This is a genomic window from Sphingorhabdus sp., assembly GCF_050921905.1.
In the GTDB taxonomy this organism is placed as follows: domain Bacteria; phylum Pseudomonadota; class Alphaproteobacteria; order Sphingomonadales; family Sphingomonadaceae; genus Sphingorhabdus_B.
Genome location: NZ_CP050888.1, coordinates 999,367 through 1,019,350, shown reverse-complemented (window position 1 = coordinate 1,019,350; position 19,984 = coordinate 999,367). Strand labels below are relative to the sequence as shown.

Annotated in this window: 19 protein-coding genes, 1 tRNA gene and 1 other RNA gene; 18 read left to right on the top strand and 3 right to left on the bottom strand. The window is 55.0% G+C overall.

The genetic code is table 11. From position 1 onward, the window contains the following. Positions 1–189: 189 nt before the first annotated feature. Positions 190–651 (bottom strand): Holliday junction resolvase RuvX, encoded by a 462-nt coding sequence (gene ruvX, locus HEQ18_RS04920; RefSeq protein ID WP_432815960.1) that lies wholly within the window; start codon positions 649–651, stop codon positions 190–192. Further along, a complete protein-coding gene (locus tag HEQ18_RS04915; protein ID WP_432815732.1) occupies positions 648–1,757 on the bottom strand; it encodes a DUF3089 domain-containing protein in 1,110 nt (369 codons plus the stop codon). The genes ruvX and HEQ18_RS04915 overlap by 4 nt, the downstream gene beginning before the upstream one ends. A gap of 217 nt (positions 1,758–1,974) precedes the next feature. On the opposite strand from HEQ18_RS04915, the gene ffs reads away from it, so the two are divergent. The 5 genes from ffs (at position 1,975) to HEQ18_RS04890 (ending at position 7,214) form a co-directional block, all read left to right on the top strand. Continuing rightward, positions 1,975–2,069: signal recognition particle sRNA small type (ffs, locus tag HEQ18_RS04910), an RNA gene on the top strand. Positions 2,070–2,232: 163 nt separating this feature from the next. Further along, positions 2,233–3,855 carry a DNA polymerase III subunit gamma/tau gene (locus HEQ18_RS04905; RefSeq protein WP_432815959.1) on the top strand — a complete coding sequence of 541 codons (1,623 nt, stop codon included), beginning with the start codon at positions 2,233–2,235 and terminating at the stop codon, positions 3,853–3,855. Continuing rightward, complete coding sequence (locus HEQ18_RS04900; RefSeq protein WP_397604049.1) at positions 3,852–4,187, top strand: YbaB/EbfC family nucleoid-associated protein; 336 nt, start codon at positions 3,852–3,854, stop codon at positions 4,185–4,187. The genes HEQ18_RS04905 and HEQ18_RS04900 overlap by 4 nt, the downstream gene beginning before the upstream one ends. Positions 4,188–4,353: 166 nt before the next feature. Next, positions 4,354–6,753, top strand: coding sequence for an endopeptidase La (lon, locus tag HEQ18_RS04895; RefSeq protein WP_432815731.1), 2,400 nt, complete (start codon positions 4,354–4,356; stop codon positions 6,751–6,753). A gap of 188 nt (positions 6,754–6,941) precedes the next feature. Beyond that, positions 6,942–7,214 (top strand): HU family DNA-binding protein, encoded by a 273-nt coding sequence (locus HEQ18_RS04890; RefSeq protein WP_295443736.1) that lies wholly within the window; start codon positions 6,942–6,944, stop codon positions 7,212–7,214. Between the two features lie 247 nt (positions 7,215–7,461). Here the strand turns inward: HEQ18_RS04890 and HEQ18_RS04885 are convergent, their stop codons facing one another. After that, a complete protein-coding gene (locus tag HEQ18_RS04885) occupies positions 7,462–7,701 on the bottom strand; it encodes a hypothetical protein (RefSeq protein ID WP_296199425.1) in 240 nt (79 codons plus the stop codon). A 570-nt stretch (positions 7,702–8,271) separates the two neighbouring features. On the opposite strand from HEQ18_RS04885, the gene rpsB reads away from it, so the two are divergent. The 13 genes from rpsB (at position 8,272) to HEQ18_RS04820 (ending at position 19,900) form a co-directional block, all read left to right on the top strand. Next, positions 8,272–9,102 (top strand): 30S ribosomal protein S2, encoded by an 831-nt coding sequence (rpsB, locus tag HEQ18_RS04880; RefSeq protein WP_397605077.1) that lies wholly within the window; start codon positions 8,272–8,274, stop codon positions 9,100–9,102. A gap of 147 nt (positions 9,103–9,249) precedes the next feature. Further along, entirely contained in the window at positions 9,250–10,176 is a 927-nt protein-coding gene (gene tsf, locus HEQ18_RS04875; protein ID WP_432815730.1) for a translation elongation factor Ts, read from the top strand. Between the two features lie 102 nt (positions 10,177–10,278). Further along, a complete protein-coding gene (gene pyrH / locus HEQ18_RS04870) occupies positions 10,279–11,004 on the top strand; it encodes a UMP kinase (RefSeq protein WP_296199430.1) in 726 nt (241 codons plus the stop codon). A 3-nt stretch (positions 11,005–11,007) separates the two neighbouring features. Beyond that, entirely contained in the window at positions 11,008–11,565 is a 558-nt protein-coding gene (gene frr, locus HEQ18_RS04865; RefSeq protein ID WP_296199431.1) for a ribosome recycling factor, read from the top strand. Between the two features lie 40 nt (positions 11,566–11,605). Further along, entirely contained in the window at positions 11,606–12,322 is a 717-nt protein-coding gene (gene uppS / locus HEQ18_RS04860; protein ID WP_432815729.1) for a polyprenyl diphosphate synthase, read from the top strand. Beyond that, positions 12,319–13,056, top strand: a complete 738-nt coding sequence (locus tag HEQ18_RS04855) for a phosphatidate cytidylyltransferase (RefSeq protein ID WP_432815728.1) — start codon at positions 12,319–12,321, stop codon at positions 13,054–13,056. The genes uppS and HEQ18_RS04855 overlap by 4 nt, the downstream gene beginning before the upstream one ends. 4 nt (positions 13,057–13,060) lie before the next feature. Further along, a complete protein-coding gene (locus HEQ18_RS04850) occupies positions 13,061–14,221 on the top strand; it encodes a 1-deoxy-D-xylulose-5-phosphate reductoisomerase (protein WP_432815727.1) in 1,161 nt (386 codons plus the stop codon). 5 nt (positions 14,222–14,226) lie between these two features. Beyond that, positions 14,227–15,342, top strand: a complete 1,116-nt coding sequence (gene rseP / locus HEQ18_RS04845) for an RIP metalloprotease RseP (protein ID WP_397605072.1) — start codon at positions 14,227–14,229, stop codon at positions 15,340–15,342. Positions 15,343–15,496: 154 nt separating this feature from the next. Then, positions 15,497–18,118 carry an outer membrane protein assembly factor BamA gene (gene bamA, locus HEQ18_RS04840; protein WP_397605099.1) on the top strand — a complete coding sequence of 874 codons (2,622 nt, stop codon included), beginning with the start codon at positions 15,497–15,499 and terminating at the stop codon, positions 18,116–18,118. Further along, positions 18,118–18,816: an OmpH family outer membrane protein gene (locus HEQ18_RS04835; RefSeq protein WP_397605071.1), complete on the top strand. Its 699-nt coding sequence runs from the start codon at positions 18,118–18,120 to the stop codon at positions 18,814–18,816. The genes bamA and HEQ18_RS04835 overlap by 1 nt, the downstream gene beginning before the upstream one ends. 5 nt (positions 18,817–18,821) lie before the next feature. Next, positions 18,822–19,283, top strand: coding sequence for a 3-hydroxyacyl-ACP dehydratase FabZ (fabZ, locus tag HEQ18_RS04830; protein WP_395616541.1), 462 nt, complete (start codon positions 18,822–18,824; stop codon positions 19,281–19,283). Between the two features lie 215 nt (positions 19,284–19,498). Further along, the gene (rpmE, locus tag HEQ18_RS04825) at positions 19,499–19,726 is read left to right on the top strand and encodes a 50S ribosomal protein L31 (protein ID WP_295443769.1); all 228 of its coding nucleotides are present in this window, start codon (positions 19,499–19,501) and stop codon (positions 19,724–19,726) included. 97 nt (positions 19,727–19,823) lie between these two features. Further along, positions 19,824–19,900 (top strand) — tRNA-His (locus tag HEQ18_RS04820). Positions 19,901–19,984: the final 84 nt, after the last annotated feature.

The following is a 19,984-nucleotide window of genomic DNA, read 5'->3' as shown; positions in this document are numbered from 1 at the left end:
TTTGGGTGAGACTCAAATGATTTGTCGGCGTCTTCGCGACCAAATTCTATTTCAACCGTCACCCTGAACTTGTTTCAGGGTCTATCGCGCAGCACGCCCAGAGCTAGAATGGACAAATGGACCCTGGAACGACAGTCACCGAAGGTGAAACAAGTTCAGGGTGACGGGTGTAGAGCATCGTCCAAGACGCTACCCTCTCGTCAGCGCATCAATCGCGCCTTGCAGGATGAACGCTGCTGCGCCGCTGTCGATTTTTTCTGCGCGTTTGGCACGGCTCATGTCGGCGGCGATCATGTCGCGTTCGACGGCTTGGGTCGACCAACGTTCGTCACGCAGTAAAATTGGAAGGCCCAGATCTTCGATATTTTTCGCAAAGGCGCGGCTGGACTGGCTTCGCGGGCTTTCGCTGCCATCCATATTCAACGGCAAGCCAATCACAATGCCGCGCGTTGGCCGCGTCGCTATAGCGGCCTTTAATTCGAATTTATCCTGAGTAAACTTGGCGCGTTTGATGAGGTCAGTGGGCGAGGCGAAGGTCCAGCCGGCATCACAAAATGCCGTGCCAATGGTTTTGCTGCCGACATCAAGCCCGATTAAAACGCCGCCGTCCGGCAGTTGATCGCGGAAGCTGGCAACCGATTCAAAAATCATTTCTGCAGATATTTCTGCAAACGCCATGTCGCATCCGCCCGCACATTGGCCCAGAATAAAGGGAAATCATATACATGGTAATTGTTGCCGGGCAGGACATAGGGGCCAATCTCTGGCGGATCGCCAATCAGCAGAAACCCCTTGCCATCGCATCGCGCCGGCACCGCACCCACAATCATTTCGCCGGTTTTTAACGTATCATCCGGCTTTAACGTGCCCAAATTCGCATCCATCAACGCACTGGGCTCCGCCCCGCCATTTAACGGGTTGGTACATAGCATCGGCGTGTCCTTGCGCGGCGTGCCGTCAAATCCGGTTGTGGCGTTGTAAACTTTGACGATCCGGTCATATTTGGCAGGCTCGGCAAAGCTTTGCCACGCCATGATGCAGCCGGTGTCATCGGGACCAGCGCAAGCAGGAAAGCCCATTTGTGGCAGATCAGCGGTTGTCGATATCGGCCATCCAACCGCGTATACGGCGACAATGCGTTTCGCGATTGGCTTGCCCGCCACGCGGTCCTTAAGCAAATGTGTAAGGTGCAGCGCGCCTTGGCTATGCCCGGCCAATATGATCGGACGGTCCTTTTGGACCTTTGCCGCAAATTCATCAAAGGCCAAGAGCACATCTTGATAAGCGGCATCCAGCGCTTGCTGACCCTCCGGCTTGGTGGTCAAAAATGCACCAATCGCTGCCTGACGGTAGCGCGGTGCCCACATCTCGCCCGCACTGGCGAGCGGCGAAGCAAGGCCGCGCAGGAACATCCGCGCGCGGTCCTGTGATTCTGCGTCATTTAAGGGCGCGTTCCAATAATCCCTGCCGATATAGGATGTGGGATGCACAAAAAATATCGCAGCAGAGCCGGGCATTTCGGGCTTCGCCGCGCCGGTCGGTAACCAGTTCGCAGGATTGCCTGTTTTGCCGGGACGCGCAAACCACATGTCATTGCCTGCATATTTGCGGGGTTCAAAGGCCGTTTGCTGTTCAAACTTGCCCGTCGGGACAAAGGCAAGCTCCGTCAGCTCGCTTTCATAGATACGAATGACAAAGCCACCCGCAATGACGAGAACGATAAGCGCTGCGACGATATAAAGAAATTTACGTGCCAATTTTATGTCCTGAGATTTTGTTGCGATTTACCCGATTAGATAGAAATAGCATCGGAAAATTGAATGGAGGCTGAAAGATTAGTTAAATCTGCCATTTTGCCTATAAAGTCTTTGGCAAGCTTCGACGTGAAAGCGCCTTTCTTGCTTGGTTAATTGCGGCACTTGCCAAAACCCACAGCCGGTCTTGCAATTCGATAAGGTCGCGGCCATATGCGGCGTGGGAGTCGGATGGACGTGGCACTCGCCAACCTGGTCAGATCCTGACGGAAGCAGCCACAACGAATTCGCTGCGGGTCATTCGGCTCCTACTTTTCCCCGTGTTTTGGTGGAGAAGACTTCGACAAAGGTCGGTGATGCTTCTAATATGATGATAATGCCCGACTCCGACAGCCCAGATTTCGCAACACGCGACCCGGATATGCCCGATGACGCATTGGGATTGGGGCTGGATTCGCCACCCGTTGCCCAATCGCCAGTGGCACCTGGCGGCGCGGCCTACCGCGTTCTGGCACGCAAATACCGGCCACAGACTTTTGCCGAGCTGATCGGGCAGGATGCCATGGTGCAGACGCTTGGCAACGCCATTAAGCGGGACCGGCTGGCGCATGCATTCCTTATGACTGGCGTGCGCGGGGTGGGAAAAACCTCTACCGCGCGGCTGATTGCTAAGGCGCTGAACTGCATTGGAACCGACGGGCAGGGTGGCCCAACTATCGACCCGTGCGGTGTGTGCGAGCCTTGCGTTGCTATCGCCGAAGGGCGGCACATTGACGTCATCGAAATGGATGCCGCAAGCCACACCGGCGTTGACGATGTGCGTGAGATTATTGAGGCGGTGCGCTATTCCGCCGTATCCGCGCGCTATAAAATTTACATCATCGACGAAGTGCACATGCTTTCGAAAAACGCGTTCAATGCCTTGTTGAAGACGCTTGAAGAGCCGCCGGGCCATGTGAAGTTCCTGTTTGCCACAACTGAGGTGAACAAGGTTCCGATCACCGTATTGTCGCGGTGCCAGCGTTTTGATTTGAAGCGGATTTCAACCGAGAAGCTTTCGGCGCACTTTGCGGAAATCTCCGCCAAGGAGGACGTTGTGGCCGAGGCGGAGGCACTGACCCTCATCGCGCAAGCGGCAGAAGGCTCGGTGCGCGACGGCCTCTCGATCCTCGATCAAGCCATTGCCCATGCCGATATGGAGGGCGACGGAAAGGTCACCGCCGCGCAGGTTCGCGACATGTTGGGGCTTTCCGACCGTGGCGCAATTCGCCGTCTGTTCGGGCTTATACTCATAGGCGACGCGCAGGCGATGCTGGCGGAGGCGAAGAACCAGTATGTTTTGGGCGTTGAACCGCTGGCGATGTTTGCCGGGCTTTTGTCCGAGGTCCATCGGCTCACGCTCGCAAAGGTTGGCGCGCCGCGTGATAAAGCTTTGGATGCCGAGGCTGCGGCCGTGGTCGAAGATCATGCCGACCGTTTATCCTTCCCCGTTTTGCACCGCTTGTGGCAGTTGTTGCTGAAGGGGCAAGAAGAGGTCGCCCGCGCTTCCGTCCCGCTTGATGCGGCGGACATGGCACTGCTGCGTGTGGTTCATGCAGCAACGCTGCCTGATCCCGGTGAGCTGGCCAAGATGATTGGCGAAGGGGCGTTCACGGCTCCACCGTCGGCTTCCGCGTCCACCGCGCACAATGTGCCGCCAGCCGCCAATGTGCAGACATTGATGCCAGCGGATTTCCATGCACTGCTGGAAAGATTATCGCGGGATGGTTTTGTAAGCCTTGAGATGACCATGCGTGATGTGGTCCGCCTCGTGGATTATGCGCCGCCTTTGCTGGCGTACCAGTTGGCCGGGCCCGTTGCGCCGACCTTTATGGCCGAATTGCGCGATGCCTTGGCCAAGGTCACCGGCACCCGCTGGGAATTAGAAGAACGCGCCGGCGAAGCGGCACCAAGCTTGCTGGAGCAAGAGCAAGCAGCAGCCGAAGCGGACAAGCATATTATATTGGAGTCACCTTTGGTCAAAGCTGCTTTCGCCGCGTTTCCAGAGGCGGAGCTGCTCGACAGCGACGAAAATGGCATGAAATGGAGCAAGAGCGCATGAAAAGCATGGAAGAGATGATCAAGGCGGCGCAAGAAGCGGCCCAAAACATCCAACAGCAGATGGAGCAAGCGCAGGCGACGCTCGACGTTATTCAAGTTGAAGGCGTCTCCGGCGGCGGCCTTGTGAAGGTGCGCGCGACCGCAAAAGGCCGCATTTTGAACGTGGCGCTGGATGACAGCCTGATCGTGCCCGCGGACAAGGGAATGTTGGAAGACCTGATCACAGCAGCCTTTAACGATGCCCGCGAAAAGGCGGATGCCGCCAGCAACGCCGAAATGAGCAAAATGTCCAGCGGACTGCCACTGCCGCCCGGGTTCAAATTACCGTTTTAAGCCGTGAACTGATAAACAGAACGGCTTTGGTGCCGTATCCCAATACGGCTTTTCCCCAATTAAATGCGCACCACCGAAGCACATGCATTGAAAGCGCGTGCAAAGCGCTCATATTGAGGGAGAACCGGCGGGGCACCATTTTGGGTGATCGCCAATTGGAGTATCTATGGATCTGAACCTTCCATTATTGCCGTTGCGCGATATCGTTGTTTTTCCCGGCATGATTGTGCCGTTGTTTGTCGGACGCGACAAATCGGTGGTCGCACTAGAAAAGGCGATGGCCGCCAACAAAGAAATTTTTCTGGTGGCCCAGCTTGACCCTGCCGAGGATGATCCTGACAAGGATGATCTGTATAATATCGGCGTCACTGCCACTATCATGCAGTTGTTGAAACTGCCCGATGGCACCGTGCGCGTGCTGGTCGAGGGCAAGCAGCGCGCTGAATTGCGCGACGTGCTGGAGCGCGGTAATGATTATGTCGAAGCCAATATTAGCCTGATTACCGAAAAGAACGCCGAAGGGCCGCAGGCCACTGCGTTAATGCGGTCGGTTACCGAGCAATTTGAGAATTATTCGAAGCTGAATAAGAAAATGCCTGCCGAAACGGCGGTGCAACTGACTGAGATTAAAACACCATCTGCGCTTGCAGATGCGGTGGCGGCGAACATACAATTGAAAGTGTCGGATAAGCAGTCCTTGTTGGTCGAGGCCAACCCGTTGCGCCGCCTGGAGATGGCCTTTGCCTTCATGGAGGGCGAGCTTGGCGTTTTGCAGGTGGAGAAGAAAATTCGTGGCCGCGTGAAGCGCCAGATGGAGAAGACCCAGCGCGAATATTATTTGAATGAGCAGATGAAGGCCATTCAGCGCGAGCTTGGCAACGAAGATGGCGAAGGCGGCGACGAGATTGCCGAGCTTCAATCCAAGATCGACACGATGAAGCTGTCCAAGGAAGCAAAGGCGAAAGCCAATGCGGAATTGAAAAAGCTGCGCGGCATGGCGCCCATGTCAGCAGAGGCGACCGTGATCCGTAACTATCTCGATACGTTACTCGGCATTCCATGGGGCAAGAAGTCAAAGCTGAAGCGGGATATCGCTAAGGCGCAGGACGTGCTCGATGCCGACCATTTCGCGCTGGAAAAGGTGAAGGACCGAATCATTGAATATCTTGCGGTGCAAGCCCGCACCAATAAGCTGAAGGGGCCAATATTGTGCCTCGTCGGCCCTCCCGGCGTGGGCAAGACCTCGCTTGGTAAATCGATTGCCAAGGCCACGGGTCGTGAATTCATCCGCCAATCCTTGGGCGGTGTGCGCGATGAAGCGGAAATTCGCGGCCATCGTCGGACCTATATCGGTTCAATGCCCGGCAAGGTCGCGGCAAACCTGAAAAAGGCGGGGACAATGAACCCGTTATTCCTGCTCGACGAAATCGACAAGCTTGGACAGGATTTCCGGGGCGACCCTGCGTCGGCTTTGCTGGAAGTGCTTGACCCGGAACAGAACAACAAGTTCAACGACCATTATCTGGAAGTTGATCTCGATTTGTCGGACGTCATGTTTGTGACGACTGCAAACAGCTTAAACTTGCCGCGCGCCTTGTTGGACCGGATGGAAATCATCCGTCTTGAAGGCTATACCGAAGACGAGAAGCTTGAGATCGCCAAACGGCATTTGATCGAAAAGCAAATCGAAGCCCATGGCTTGAAGCATGATGAGTTTTCCATCAGCGACGACGCCATGCGTGATGTCATTCGTTACTACACACGTGAAGCAGGCGTGCGGACTCTGGAGCGCGAAATTGCAAAGCTTGCGCGTAAGGCGCTGCGCCGCATCTTGGAAGGCAAAGACAAAAGCATTGTCATCACGCCGGAAAATCTGGCAGACTTTTCGGGTGTCCGCAAATATCGCCATGACATGGGCGAGGAAGAAAATCAGATCGGCGCCGTTACGGGCCTCGCCTGGACAGAAGTTGGCGGCGAATTGCTAACGATTGAAGCGGTTACGGTGCCCGGTAAGGGGCAGATCAAAACCACGGGTAAGCTTGGCGAGGTCATGAGCGAATCCATTCAGGCCGCCTTGAGCTATGTGAAGGCGCGTGCGCCGAGCTATGGTATCAAGCCCAGCCTGTTTGCGCGCAAGGATGTGCACATTCACCTTCCCGAAGGCGCAGTACCAAAGGATGGCCCTTCCGCCGGTATCGGCATGGTCACCTGCATCGTGTCGACGCTAACGGGTATTGCGGTGCACCGCGATGTGGCGATGACCGGCGAAGTAACCTTGCGCGGCCGGGTGCTCCCCATCGGCGGCTTAAAGGAAAAATTGCTGGCGGCCTTGCGCGGCGGGATCAAAACAGTTCTCATCCCGCAAGAGAATGAAAAGGATCTTGCAGACATTCCGGCAAATATAAAAGACGGGCTGGAAATCATTCCCGTAAGCCATGTTGACCAAGTTCTGGCGCGTGCGCTTGTGGCACCATTGGTAGCTGTTGAGTGGACCGAGGCCGATGATTTGGCTGCGGCTTTACCAGCGGGAATCGGTGGGGAAAATGGGCCTGCGGTGACGCATTAAGCCCGTGCGCCCTGCCTTTAATTGTATATAATAGGCAGGACGCGCATTTTTTTACAAAAAATGACGGTTTTAGGCCGATATTTCCTTTGACAGCGTCAACAATCTGCTCATTATCTGCGAACCGGTCTAGGCCGCGACTCAATTTAGTAATAAGTGAGTGTCACATAATTTTAAGAGGGGCTTCCCAAATGAACAAGCAAGATCTCGTCAGTGCAGTTGCTGACGCTAGCGGTTTGACCAAGGCCGATGCCGGCAAAGCTGTTGAAGCAACATTCGAAGCGATCACTGGCGCACTGAAAAGCGGCGGCGAAGTGCGTCTCGTTGGTTTCGGCACTTTTGGCGTTGCAAAGCGCAAGGCATCGACCGGACGTAACCCACGCACCGGTGAGCCAATGACCATCAAGGCATCGACTCAGCCTAAGTTCAAAGCTGGCAAGGCGCTCAAGGACGCTGTCAACTAAGACACACGCCAAGAAATTGGTAAAAAGGGCGGGGCGAAGGCACCCGCCCTTTTTTTATCACCTAGCGAGGGCGAAACATTCTGTCACCACAGGGCGCATTTTTGCGCACGTTCGTTATTATTGAAGCACCACGAGGCCGGACCGCGCAATATCCAGGGTCAGGACCGCTTAAATCCACCTTCGCGGTTTGAGGCCATTTTGATCGCTATGCGGATTGAAGGGTGCCGATGCCTCCCCCCAACTGTTGTTAAGCCGCCAAACGGCCTCCGTTTTGCGGGCGGGGCGTAGCCGGAAAGGCAATGATCGTAGCAGGCGCCAAGCGCCGCATATCACCCAAAATGATCCGGCGTTCCCGCTGCATCGCTGGCGCAAATTCCATATCAATAACTTCTTGGATGCGCGGCATGGCGTTGCGAATTGTCAACATGATTACGCCAATGGATGCACCCAGCGCAGTGAGGAAGAGAAGCGAAGCGATGATAGTCATGGCAATAATCCTTTGTGATTCCCGCCCCAAATCGGGCGGAGTGTTGATTCGGTCTCACACCGTATTTCAACACTTGTTCACCATTTGTTCTTGCTTGTCAAGCGGCATGGCTCATGTGGAAAAGCGCTGGATAAAATAGTGGATGAATGGTGGATAACTTTGGAAAAGGCGAAAGGTGTCAATAGTCGAAGTTTAGCGTTTGATGCGGGTTCCACGGCGTTCCGCGTGCTATATTTAAGGCGCCTTTTGCAGGCATGCGGTGAAGCCAAGTCTGCCGTCCCCCTTTGGGCATTACCCCCAACAGAAATGCAGCGATGACGGTTAATGGCATCCTCTTTTGGCTTTCCCGTCCATCCCATCGCTTTATGCAGATGGTCCTGAACCGCCTGTTAATGCGCCTGCCGCGGGTTTTGGATCGCGAGAAAAGCATTGGTGCTTGACGAATCCCTGCCGCAACTATAACGGCCCGCTCATTCCACATGGGAAACGCACATACCGGTGCTGATCTATGCCTTTCAGGCAATAGTGAAGTTCTAGTTTCCCAGAGGCTCAACCGGAAGGAGAAGTACCATGGCGGCACCTGTCGTTACCATGCAGCATTTGCTTGAAGCTGGGGCCCATTTCGGCCACCAAACACACCGTTGGAACCCGCGTATGAAGCCGTATATCTTCGGCGCGCGCAACGGCATCCACATTCTCGATTTATCGCAGTCCGTGCCATTGTTCGCACGTGCGTTAGATTTTGTTGCCCAAAGCGTTTCTTCTGGCGGCAAGGTTTTGTTCGTTGGTACCAAGCGTCAGGCGCAAGGCCCAATCGCCGATGCAGCCCGCGCATCGGGTCAGCATTTTGTCAACCATCGCTGGTTGGGCGGCATGCTCACCAACTGGAAGACCATTTCGAACTCGATCAAGAAGCTGAAGACGCTGGAAGAGCAGCTTTCGGGCGACACGCACGGTTTCACTAAGAAGGAAATCCTTCAAATGACCCGTGAGCGCGACAAGCTTGAAATGAGCCTTGGCGGCATCCGCGACATGGGCGGCATTCCTGACGTCATGTTCGTCATTGACGCCAACAAGGAAGAGCTCGCCATCAAGGAAGCCAATGTTTTGGGTATTCCGGTGATCGCGATCCTCGATTCAAACGTATCGCCTGACGGCATTGCATTCCCCGTTCCTGCAAATGATGACGCCGCACGCGCCATTCGTTTGTATTGCGACGCCGTTGCTACTGCGGCAACCAAGGGCAATGTAAACGCTAAGGTTGCCAAGGGCATTGACCTTGGTGCGGAAGTTGAGCCAGCGGCTGAACCAGCGTTGGCCGAAGAAGCCGCGCCCGTGGCCGAAGAAGCCGCGCCTGTTGCTGAAGTTGCTCCAGCCGAAGCGCCTGCCGCAGAAGCGTAACCAATTTGTCGTCACCCCCGCGTAGGCGGGGGGCCAACCCCGACGTTTGCTGTTAACGCCAACGCAGGTGTTGGATCCCCGCTTTCGCGGGGATGGCGAACTTAAATGAGGTCGTTTGGCCTCCTGCACATTCGAAAGGACAAATGTATGTCTGCAATTACCGCTTCAGCCGTCAAGGAACTGCGTGAGCTTTCCGGTGCTGGCATGATGGACGCCAAAAAGGCGCTTGAAGAAACCAAGGGTGATATCGAAGCCGCCGTTGACTTGCTGCGCACCAAGGGCCTCGCAACCGCTGCCAAGAAATCCAGCCGCACCGCGGCCGAAGGGCTTGTCGGCGTTGCTGTAGAAGGCACCAAGGGTACGGCAATCGAAGTTAACAGCCAGACCGACTTCGTTGCCAAGAACGAACAGTTCCAGGAATTCGTTGCCGCCGTCAGCCAAGTTGCCCTTGGCTTGGCAGCCAACGAAGCCGAAACCGTTTTGGCTGCGCCTTATAACGACAGCGAAACCGTTCAGGAACGTTTGACCAACAACATTGCAACCATCGGTGAAAACCAGGTTATCCGGCGCGTTAAGTCGCTTTCGGTCAGTAATGGTCGTGTTGTTTCCTATGTCCACAACGCTGCGGCGCCTGGCATGGGCGGCATCGGCGTTCTCGTGGCGCTTGAAAGCGAAGCTGACGCGGCGACGCTGGATGGCCTTGGTAAGCAATTGGCGATGCATATCGCCGCTGCATTCCCGCTGTCGCTGGACGAAACCGGCCTTGACGCCGAAACGCTTGAGCGTGAGCGCGGCATTGCCCGTGAAAAGGCCTCCGAAAGCGGCAAGCCTGCCGATATCGTCGAAAAGATGGTTGAAGGCGCTGTAAAGAAGTTTGCCAAGGAAAATGCTTTGTTGAGCCAGCCATTTGTGATGGACGGCAAGACCCCGATTTCCGACGTTGTCGCCGCCGCTGCTAAAGAAGCCGGTAAACCCATATTGTTGAAGGACTATGTCCGCTTCCAGCTTGGTGAAGGCATCGAAAAGGAAGTGTCCGACTTTGCGGCTGAAGTGGCCGCTGCGGTCGGCGCATAAATATTCTTGGCTTCCCCGTCGTCTGGCGGGCATAAGCACTTGGCGATGTGGCGCGCGGCTCCTATAGCTGGGCGCCTTCATTGTATCGGGACGAGGGACTTTATGAGCGCGCACGGCTATCGCCGCATATTGCTGAAACTTTCAGGCGAAGTGCTGATGGGGGATCAGGCCTATGGCATTGACCCAGATACCGTTGCACGCGTGGCTGAAGAAGTGAAGGCGGCGCAGGATACTGGCTTGCAACTGTGCCTCGTTATCGGCGGCGGCAATATCTTCCGGGGTATGGCTGGTGCTGCCAAAGGCATGGACCGCGCGCAAGCCGACTATATGGGCATGCTGGCAACGGTCATGAACGCTTTGGCCATGCAAAACGCGTTGGAACAGCTTGGCGTTCCCACGCGCGTGCAGTCGGCCATTGAAATGGACAAGGTCTGCGAGCCGGTCATTCGCCGCCGTGCGGAACGGCATCTGGAAAAGGGGCGCATCGTCATTTTCGCGGCCGGCGTTGGCGCACCATTTTTTACAACGGATAGCGGCGCTGCGCTACGTGCCGCAGAAATGAAATGCGACGCGCTGTTCAAAGGCACCTCGGTCGATGGCGTATATGATGCCGATCCGAAGAAAGTGGCAACAGCAAAGCGTTACGAAACATTAAGTTATGATCGTGTCTTGGCAGATAATCTGAAGGTTATGGATGCCAGCGCGGTATCTTTGTGCCGGGACAACAATATTCCAATCGTGGTCTTTTCCATCCGCGAACAGGGCAATATATTGAAAGTGCTCGACGGAAGCGGCACTTCAACTGTGGTAACAAGCGAAGGAAACTGATCCATGCCGCAATATGACAAAACCGATGTAGAGCGCCGGATGAAGGGCGCGGTCGATTCATTCAAAAGCGATCTTTCGGGCTTGCGTACGGGCCGCGCCAATGTGACCTTGCTCGATCCGGTGGTGGTTGAAGTGTACGGATCACACATGCCGTTGAGCCAAGTTGCGACCGTCAGCGCGCCAGAGCCACGTCTGCTGTCGGTGCAGGTATGGGACCGGTCCAATGTGACGCCAGTGGAAAAGGCCATTCGTTCGGCAGGCTTGGGCCTGAACCCGATTACCGATGGCCAGACACTGCGTCTGCCTATTCCCGACCTTACCGAAGAACGGCGCAAGGAACTTGCGAAGCTGGCGGGTCAATATGCGGAAAAAGCAAAAATTGCGATTCGCAACGTGCGCCGCGATGCCAATGACGGGCTGAAAACCGATGAGAACAAAAAGGAAATCAGTGAAGACGACCGAAAAAGGTTGGAGACTGAAGTCCAGAAAATGACCGATGAAATGATCAAGGCGGTCGATGAGGCCGCAGCGCACAAGGAAAAGGAAATCCTGAGCCAGTGATTTTGGCCAGCCCTGTAACTTCATCGGGTTTAGGTAAGTGATGGCTGTCGCTGAAGCTCAAGAGCGCATTGCCGCCGGAACGGGCAAAATGCCGCGCCATGTCGCGATCATCATGGATGGCAATGGTCGCTGGGCAAAAAAGCGCATGTTACCAAAGGCGATGGGGCATAAGCGGGGTGTAGAGACTGTCCGGAATATTGTCCGTGCGGCGGGTGAGCTCGGGCTGGAAACGTTAAGCCTATACGCCTTCTCCAGCGAGAATTGGAAACGGCCCGAGGATGAGATCAGCGATCTCATGGGCCTCATGCGTGATTTTATCAAATCTGACCTTGATGAATTCGCCGCTAACAATGTGCGCCTTAAAATTATTGGAAATTATAAAGCATTAGCGCCAGATATTGTGGAAATGCTTGAAGAATCTATCGCGCGGACGTCGCACAACAGCCGCACGACGTTGGCGGTCGCACTGAATTATGGCGCACAAGATGAGATTGTCCGCGCGGCCCGCGCTGCCGCTGCGATGGGCGAAGTTAATACGGCGAGCATTGAGGCCAATCTGGATACCGCAGACTTGCCACCGCTGGATCTGCTCATCCGCACATCAGGCGAACAAAGGCTGTCCAATTTCATGCTGTGGCAGGCGGCTTATGCCGAATTCTGGTTTACCGAAACCTTATGGCCGGATTTCAACAAGGACGAGCTCGCTGCCGCCCTAAACGAATTTGCGCGGCGTGAACGGCGCTATGGTGGTCGATGAACGATAAGGTCGCGCCGCTGCTGAAACCCCGATCGGACCTGGGCATACGGACCTTGTCGAGCGTCGCCATGATGTCGGTTGCGATAGTTGCGATCTGGCTGGGCGGCTATACCTTTATGGGCCTTGTTATTGCCGTTGGCCTCGGGGTGTTTTTTGAATTTACCAAATTGGTGCTTGGCTTCACACGAAGCCCGCTGGCACGGATCTTTTGGCTGCTGGGCGGCTTGGGCTATGTCGGCCTTGCATGTTTCACTTTGATGCTGTTCAGCGCGCCTTTCTTCGGCATGACGCCCGCAATCCTATTGATCGCAGGTGTGATTGGCACGGATGTAGGGGCCTATTTTGCGGGACGAAGCATCGGCGGAGCCAAAATCGCGCCACGGATTAGTCCGTCCAAAACATGGTCTGGCCTTTTTGGCGGCATGATGGGTGCGGGCCTTATGATGGTTGTCATTCAAGCAGGCATCTTCGCCTTCAGGGGCGGAAATGCTGGCGATGGCGATGTCTATCTTGCATATGGCTGGTTTCGCCTCATGCTGACGGGGGCCGCGCTTGCGGTGGTCGCACAAATGGGGGATTTCTTCGAAAGCTGGATGAAGCGGCGGGCAGGGGTAAAGGATTCCGGACGATTGATTCCGGGCCATGGCGGCTTATTTGACCGGACGGATGGCCTGATTGCGGTTGCTTTTGCCGCCGGTGTCGTGACTTTATTCCAAAGTGTGGCGGGAAGCTGATCCCATGACACGCAGCGTTTCCATCTTTGGCGCAACAGGTTCGGTCGGGCTGTCGACACTGGATCTCATTCGCCAGCATCGTAGCGACTATCGCGTTGTCGCGCTAACGGCGAACGGCAATGCTGCCGCCATCGCGCAGTTGGCGCGGGAATTTGATGCCGAATTGGCGGTCGTTGCTGATGAAACGGCCTATGCCGACCTGAAGGACGCATTGGCCGGGACCGGTATAGAAGCCGCAGCAGGCGCAGAAGCGCTTGTGGAGGCCGCCAGACGCAATGTCGATTGGACAATGGCCTCAATCGTCGGTTGTGCCGGATTGCCCTCCACGATGGCCGCAATCGAGGCTGGCAAGACCGTCGCTTTGGCCAATAAGGAGGCATTGGTCTCCGCAGGCGCATTGATGATGGCTGCGGTGCGCCGGTCGGGCGCAGCATTGTTGCCAGTCGACAGTGAGCATAATGCGATATTCCAGTGCCTATCGGGTGGCAAAATTGACCAAGTGCGCAAGATAACCCTGACTGCGAGCGGCGGACCGTTTAGGTCTTTCTCGCTTGAGGAGATGCGGGGCGTAACGCCAGCGCAGGCCGTGGCGCATCCCAATTGGGACATGGGCGCGAAGATCAGCATCGATTCCGCGACCATGATGAACAAAGGCCTTGAACTGATTGAGGCCTATCATTTGTTTCCGGTGGGCTTGGATAAAATCGATATACTGGTGCATCCACAATCGGTCATCCATTCGATGGTCGAATATGTCGATTGTTCGACGTTGGCGCAGCTTGGATCGCCAGATATGCGCATTCCCATAGCGAGCGCGCTGGCGTGGCCGGAGCGGATTGCCACAAGCTGCAGGCCGCTGGATTTAGCGAATATTAAGCAGTTGACCTTTGAGCAGCCGGACATCGCACGTTTCCCGGCGTTGCGGCTTGCCCGCGCGGCCATTTCCGAAGGCGGGGCAAAGCCGGCAATCATGAACGCGGCCAACGAAGTCGCCGTGGCGGCGTTCTTGAATGGCCAAATCGGTTTTCTCGATATCGCCGCTTTGGTGGAAGATGCGCTTTGCGGTTACGCACCGAATAACCTGCCAACCTGCATCGACGACTTGTTCAGCATAGATGCAGCCGCGCGTGTTTATGCGCAGGCGCTCATTCAAAAGGTCACCTAATGCCAATGGAATCGCCAAATATCATCGTGACGGCTCTTGCGTTTCTAACGCTGATCGGCAGTTTGGTTGTCGTGCACGAACTGGGGCATTATGCCGTGGGTCGTTGGTTCGGCGTGAAGGCTGAGAAATTCTCGATCGGTTTTGGTCCGCAGATCTGGGGCAGGGTCGACAAACGTGGTACCTTGTGGCGCATTGGCCTGCTGCCTTTGGGCGGCTTTGTCCAATTTGCAGGCGACATGAATCCCGCCAGCCAAGCTGACGAAAGCTGGAAACAGCTACCAGCAGACGAGCGCAACCAGACGTTCCAGTCCAAAACCTTGTGGCAACGTGCGTTGATTGTTTTTGCCGGGCCAGCGGTGAATTTCATCTTGGCCATATTGATCGCGATGGGTTTCCTGTTGGCGTTTGGCAAATCGGTGACGCCACCTGTAATTGACGTTGTGCAGCCCAATAGCGCGGCTGCGGTGGCGGGCCTGATGGAAGGTGACCGCATCCTCACGTTGAATGGCCGGACCATCGAGACGTTCGACGAGATGGCCAAGGAAATTGTGATGATCCCCAACGAACAGGTGGTGATCGAAATCGAACGCGACGGGGCGAGCATTGTCAAGCAAGCCAAGGTCGCTGCGGCGATTGAAGTTGATCGTTTCGGCAATGAATACCGCATTGGTCGGCTCGGCGTGGGTGCCAGCAAGATGGAAGTCCGCGAAGTGGGCCTGCTTGAGGCACCTTGGGCTGCGGTTGTTCAAACCGGAAATATCTTGCGGCAGCAGGTGATTGGCCTTGGCCAGATTATCTCTGGCCGGCGTCCCATCTCCGAACTGGGCGGGCCGTTGAAAATCGCAAAAGTTTCAGGCGAAGCCATGAGTCTTGGCATTTTAACCTTCATCAGCCTTGCTGCGCTCATTTCGATTAACTTGGGGTTCATCAATCTCCTGCCAATCCCCATGCTCGATGGAGGGCATTTGTTGCTCTACGCCGTGGAAGCAGTGCGTCGGCGCCCAGCCACGCCAATAGTGCAGGAGTGGGCTTTTCGTGCAGGATTTGCGATGCTGGCGGCATTTATGATCATGGTAACATTCAACGACCTTGCGTCTTTCGGGCTTTTCGGAAGCGGTTGAGGGCATTGCATACTTGATTGCGCGCGCTGCATCGGGCAGGGACGCAAAACTATTTTAGCGGCAATATGCCAACGCCCGGTGGCGGCGGACATCAGATCGGATGACAATGAAAAATATATCTCGCGGCAACTTCAAAAGCTTTGGCATATATTTGATGGGTTCGACGGCGCTTGCCGTGACGGGTACGATGACTCCCGCCTTGGCGCAGACTGTGTCGGCGACGCCCGCTGCGCAGCCTGACGTAGCTGCCCCTGTCGAAACCATTCAATCGATCACCGTCGTGGGCACGCAACGACTCGAATCCGATACCGTGCGATCATATATCCGCTTACGCACAGGACAGCCGTGGACGCAGGTCGCGGCTGACCAAGCGTTGAAGGACCTATATGCGACCGAATTGTTCGCAGATGTCGCGGTCCGCAATAACGCTGGCGCGGTGGTAATTGAGGTGCGCGAAAACCCGGTGGTGAACCGCATCATTCTTGAAGGCAATAAGCGTATCAAGAATGACAAAATTGAACCCGAAATTAAACTTGCACCGCGTCAGATTTATTCGCGATCCAAAGTGCGCGCCGATGTTGCGCGCATCATTGAACTTTACAAGCGTCAGGGGCGCTTTGCGGCGGTCGTTGAGCCTAAATTGGTTCAACTCGACCAAAACCGCGTAGATATTGTTTTCGAGATTAGCGAAGGGCCCAAGTCCAAGGTTCGGCAGATCAACATCATCGGCAACGACAAGTTTTCCGATGGCCAGTTGCGCGGCGAAATGGTCACGAAGCAAGCCCGTTTCTATCGCTTTTTCAGCTCTGGCACCAGCTATGATCCCGATCGTCTGGCATTTGACCAACAAAAGCTGCGTCAATTCTATTTAACGCAAGGCTATGCCGATTTCCGCGTTGTTTCCGCAGTCGCCGAACTGACGCCTGATAAGCAGGACTTCATCATCACCTATGTGGTGGAAGAAGGTGACAGGTACAAATTTGGCGACGTCAAGGTTGAAAGCCAAATTCGTGATTTTGATTCAGAGCGTCTGACCACAACTCTGCGCATGAAAAAAGGCGACTGGTATGACGCCAAAATGGTCGAAGACACTGTCGAAAGCCTGTCGGAAACCGCAGGTTTGTTTGGCTATGCTTTTGCCGACGTAAACCCTGATTTTCAGCGAGACAAAGAAACGTTGACCATGGGCATTACGTTCAACGTGGCGGAATCCCCGCGCGTGTTTGTCGAACGGATCGACATTAACGGCAACACACTGACGCAGGATAAGGTTGTTCGCCGCGAATTCCGCCTGAATGAAGGCGATGCGTTTAATAGTATTCAAGTCAAGCGGACCGCAGAGCGCATCAAATCGCTTGGCTATTTCCAGGAAGACCTTGAAGTCGAACAGGCGCAGGGCAGTGCGCCCGACCGCATCATCCTCACCACAAATGTCGAAGAAAAAGCGACGGGCGAATTGTCCTTGTCCGCAGGATTTTCCTCGATTGAAAACTTCATTTTCCAAGGTTCGATCAAGCAACGGAACTTCCGCGGCTTGGGGCAAGAATTGCGGACGAATATTTCTTATTCGTCATATGCTAAATCAGCGGAAATCGGCTTTACCGAGCCTTATTTGTTTGATCGTTCCATCGCAATATCGGGCGACATTTTCCGTCGGGATTTGAACAGTTTCAACTTCTTCAACAACCAACGCAACACAACCTATCAGCAAGCGACAACAGGTCTGCAGGTGCGCGTTGGTGTGCCGGTCAATGAGTTTATTTATTTTCAGGCGCGCTACGGGTTGAGTCAGGATGATATTTCACTTGATGAAAACACCTTCTTTTCTGACCCGGATGGCGCAGGACCGCTTCCTCGGTCGTGCGACCCAATCGTTGCCGGGCGGTTTCTGTGCGATGCAATCGGTAAGCGTTTGACGTCCTCCATTGGCTACACGTTGCTTTATGATGATCGCGACAACCGCATCCGCCCGACACGCGGCCAGAGCTTCGGTATAAGCCAAGACTTTGCCGGGCTTGGTGGTGACGTCAAATATGTTAAAACGCGGATTAACGCCGACAAATTTTGGAAACCATTCGGTAATTTCGTTTTCGGATTGTCGTTGGAAGGTGGGTATATCCACCCGTTGGAAGACCGTGGTTTGACCTCGGAAGGTATTGACGATGTCCGTCTGACTGATCGTTTTTATCTGGGTGAGCCGCAAATGCGCGGCTTCGACATTCGCGGTGTTGGCCCGCGCGTGCAGCGGGTGTTCTTCGAAGGTCAGGTTGTAAACGGGGTGGCTGTTAATGCGCCGCTGACGGATCGTAACCAGATACAGGATGATGCTGTTGGCGGGCGTTTCTATTATCTTGGCCGTGCCGAATTGCAAATTCCGCTCGGCAGTGGCGCAAGAGAGTTGGGCTTACGTCCATCCGTGTTCGTTGACGTGGGTTCTGTGTTTGATGTGACACGACCTATTTTGCAGACGGTGCCGCAGCGCGAGGTGTTGACGGACGGCACGCAAGGCGCTCCATTATATTATTTCGTGGATAGCGCTGGTGCGCTTCAAACATCAACCACGGCTATCAATACGGATGGCTCGACCCGGGTTGCCGCGCTGCGTTTCGAAGAACGCTTTTTGGGCGACTCATGGAAGCCGCGCTTGTCGGTTGGCTTTGGCGTCAATTGGAATTCACCCTTTGGTCCGTTCAGGATCGATATTGCCCGCGCCCTGCTCAAGCAGGAGGGTGACGATACCAAATTATTTACCTTCAACGTAGGAACGCAATTCTAATGAAAATTCGTAAAAACATTCTCGCCGCTGCTTTTTTGTCGGCTGCAGCCATTTCGGTACCAGCATCTGCCCAAGTTGCAGGCATCGCCACTGCTGACACGGCAGTTGCAATCACCCGTTCAAAGGCGCTTGGTACTGCCTATCAGCAAATCGGCACGCAATACGCCGCCGTGGCACAGCAATTGCAAGCCAAGCGCGTAGAGATCAACAATCTGAATGCGCAGCTTGATACCAATAAGGACAAGGAACTGACGCAGGCCGAGCTGGACGTCGCCATTAAGGCAAAGAACCCGTTGCTGACGCAACTCGACGCAAAGCAGAAGGAAATAAACACGCTTCAAGAGCCGGTCTTCCTTGCGCAGCTTTATGCCGTCGAACAGATTGCGTTGAAATATGACGCTGCACAGCAAGCGGTCATTACCGCCAAGAAAATCAATGTCATTCTTGCGCCCGATGCGTTTGTGTGGGCGCCAGAAGCGGTTGACGTAACTGCTGCGATCACGGCCGAGCTCGACAAGGTCGTACCATCCGTGCCGATCACGCCGCCCGCCGGCTGGCGTCCGTCGCGTCAGATTGGCGCATTGTATCAGCAGATCCAGCAACTGATCAACGCAGCATCGCAGCAAGCACAAGCCGCTGCCGCGCAGGCCCGGCCCGCTGCGCCCGCAAGCCCAGCAGCGCAGCCTGAAAGCCGGTAAACTGTATGTCGGGGGGCGATTTCAGCAATTATGACGTACGCCGGGTCATGGCGGTGCTTCCGCACCGTTACCCCATGCTTTTGGTTGACCGCGTAGAAGAGCTCGTCGTTGACGAGCGTATATGCGCGGTCAAGGCCGTGACCATGAATGAAGGGTTTTTTCAGGGGCACTTCCCGGGAAGACCCATCATGCCGGGTGTTATGATTGTCGAGGCGCTGGCCCAAGCGGCGGGTGTGTTGGCGATGGAAAGCCTTGGGTTGATTGGATCGGGCAAGCTTGTGTATTTCATGTCCATCGACAATGCCAAGTTTCGTGCGCCGGTTGAGCCGGGATGCCTTTTGCATTTGCATGTTGAATTTGTGCAGAAACGTGCCCGCGTTTGCAAATTTGCCGGACGCGCCATGGTGGGCGACCAAATCGCTGCTGAGGCCGAATTTATGGCGATGATTGCCGAGCCGCCTGCTTGATCAATAGTTTCGTCATCCCGAACTTATGTGTCCTCTGCACGCCTTTGGCTCGAGGATAACCAAGCATAAGGGCGGAAGGCGAAAAAGTTACAATCCGCCAGACCCGCGTTCTGCAATATTTCCATGTTGCTATCGCGTCCGCTCCCCGCTATGCGCGGCGCTTCCGAATTTAGGGTTACCGGTCGGAAACCGGTGGCTGAACAAAGGATTTATATATGAAAGCCGACATTCACCCCGATTATCACATGATCAAGGTGCAGATGACCGATGGCACCATCTTCGAAACGCGCTCCACTTGGGGCAAAGAAGGTGACACCCTCGCTCTGGATATCGATCCGACGTCGCACCCGGCATGGACCGGTGGTTCGGGCCGTATGCTTGACACTGGTGGTCGCGTGGCCCAGTTTAACAAGCGTTTTGGTGGCCTCAGCCTCAAAAAATAAGATATTCGTTGTGCCGGGCGAAGGCTCGGCACATGACACATTTACGGTCTAAGCTTAGACCGAAAAACGGGATCGCGCCTGCCTCAGTGGCGCTATGGCGACCGTAGCTCAGTTGGTTAGAGCGCTGGTTTGTGGTACCAGAGGTCGGGGGTTCAAGACCCCTCGGTCGCCCCATTTCTTCCACGCCAAAATCTGTGTGACATTTGCCGTGCGTAATATTATTACGCGTGAACGTAATATGATTCCGAACGCCCAAGG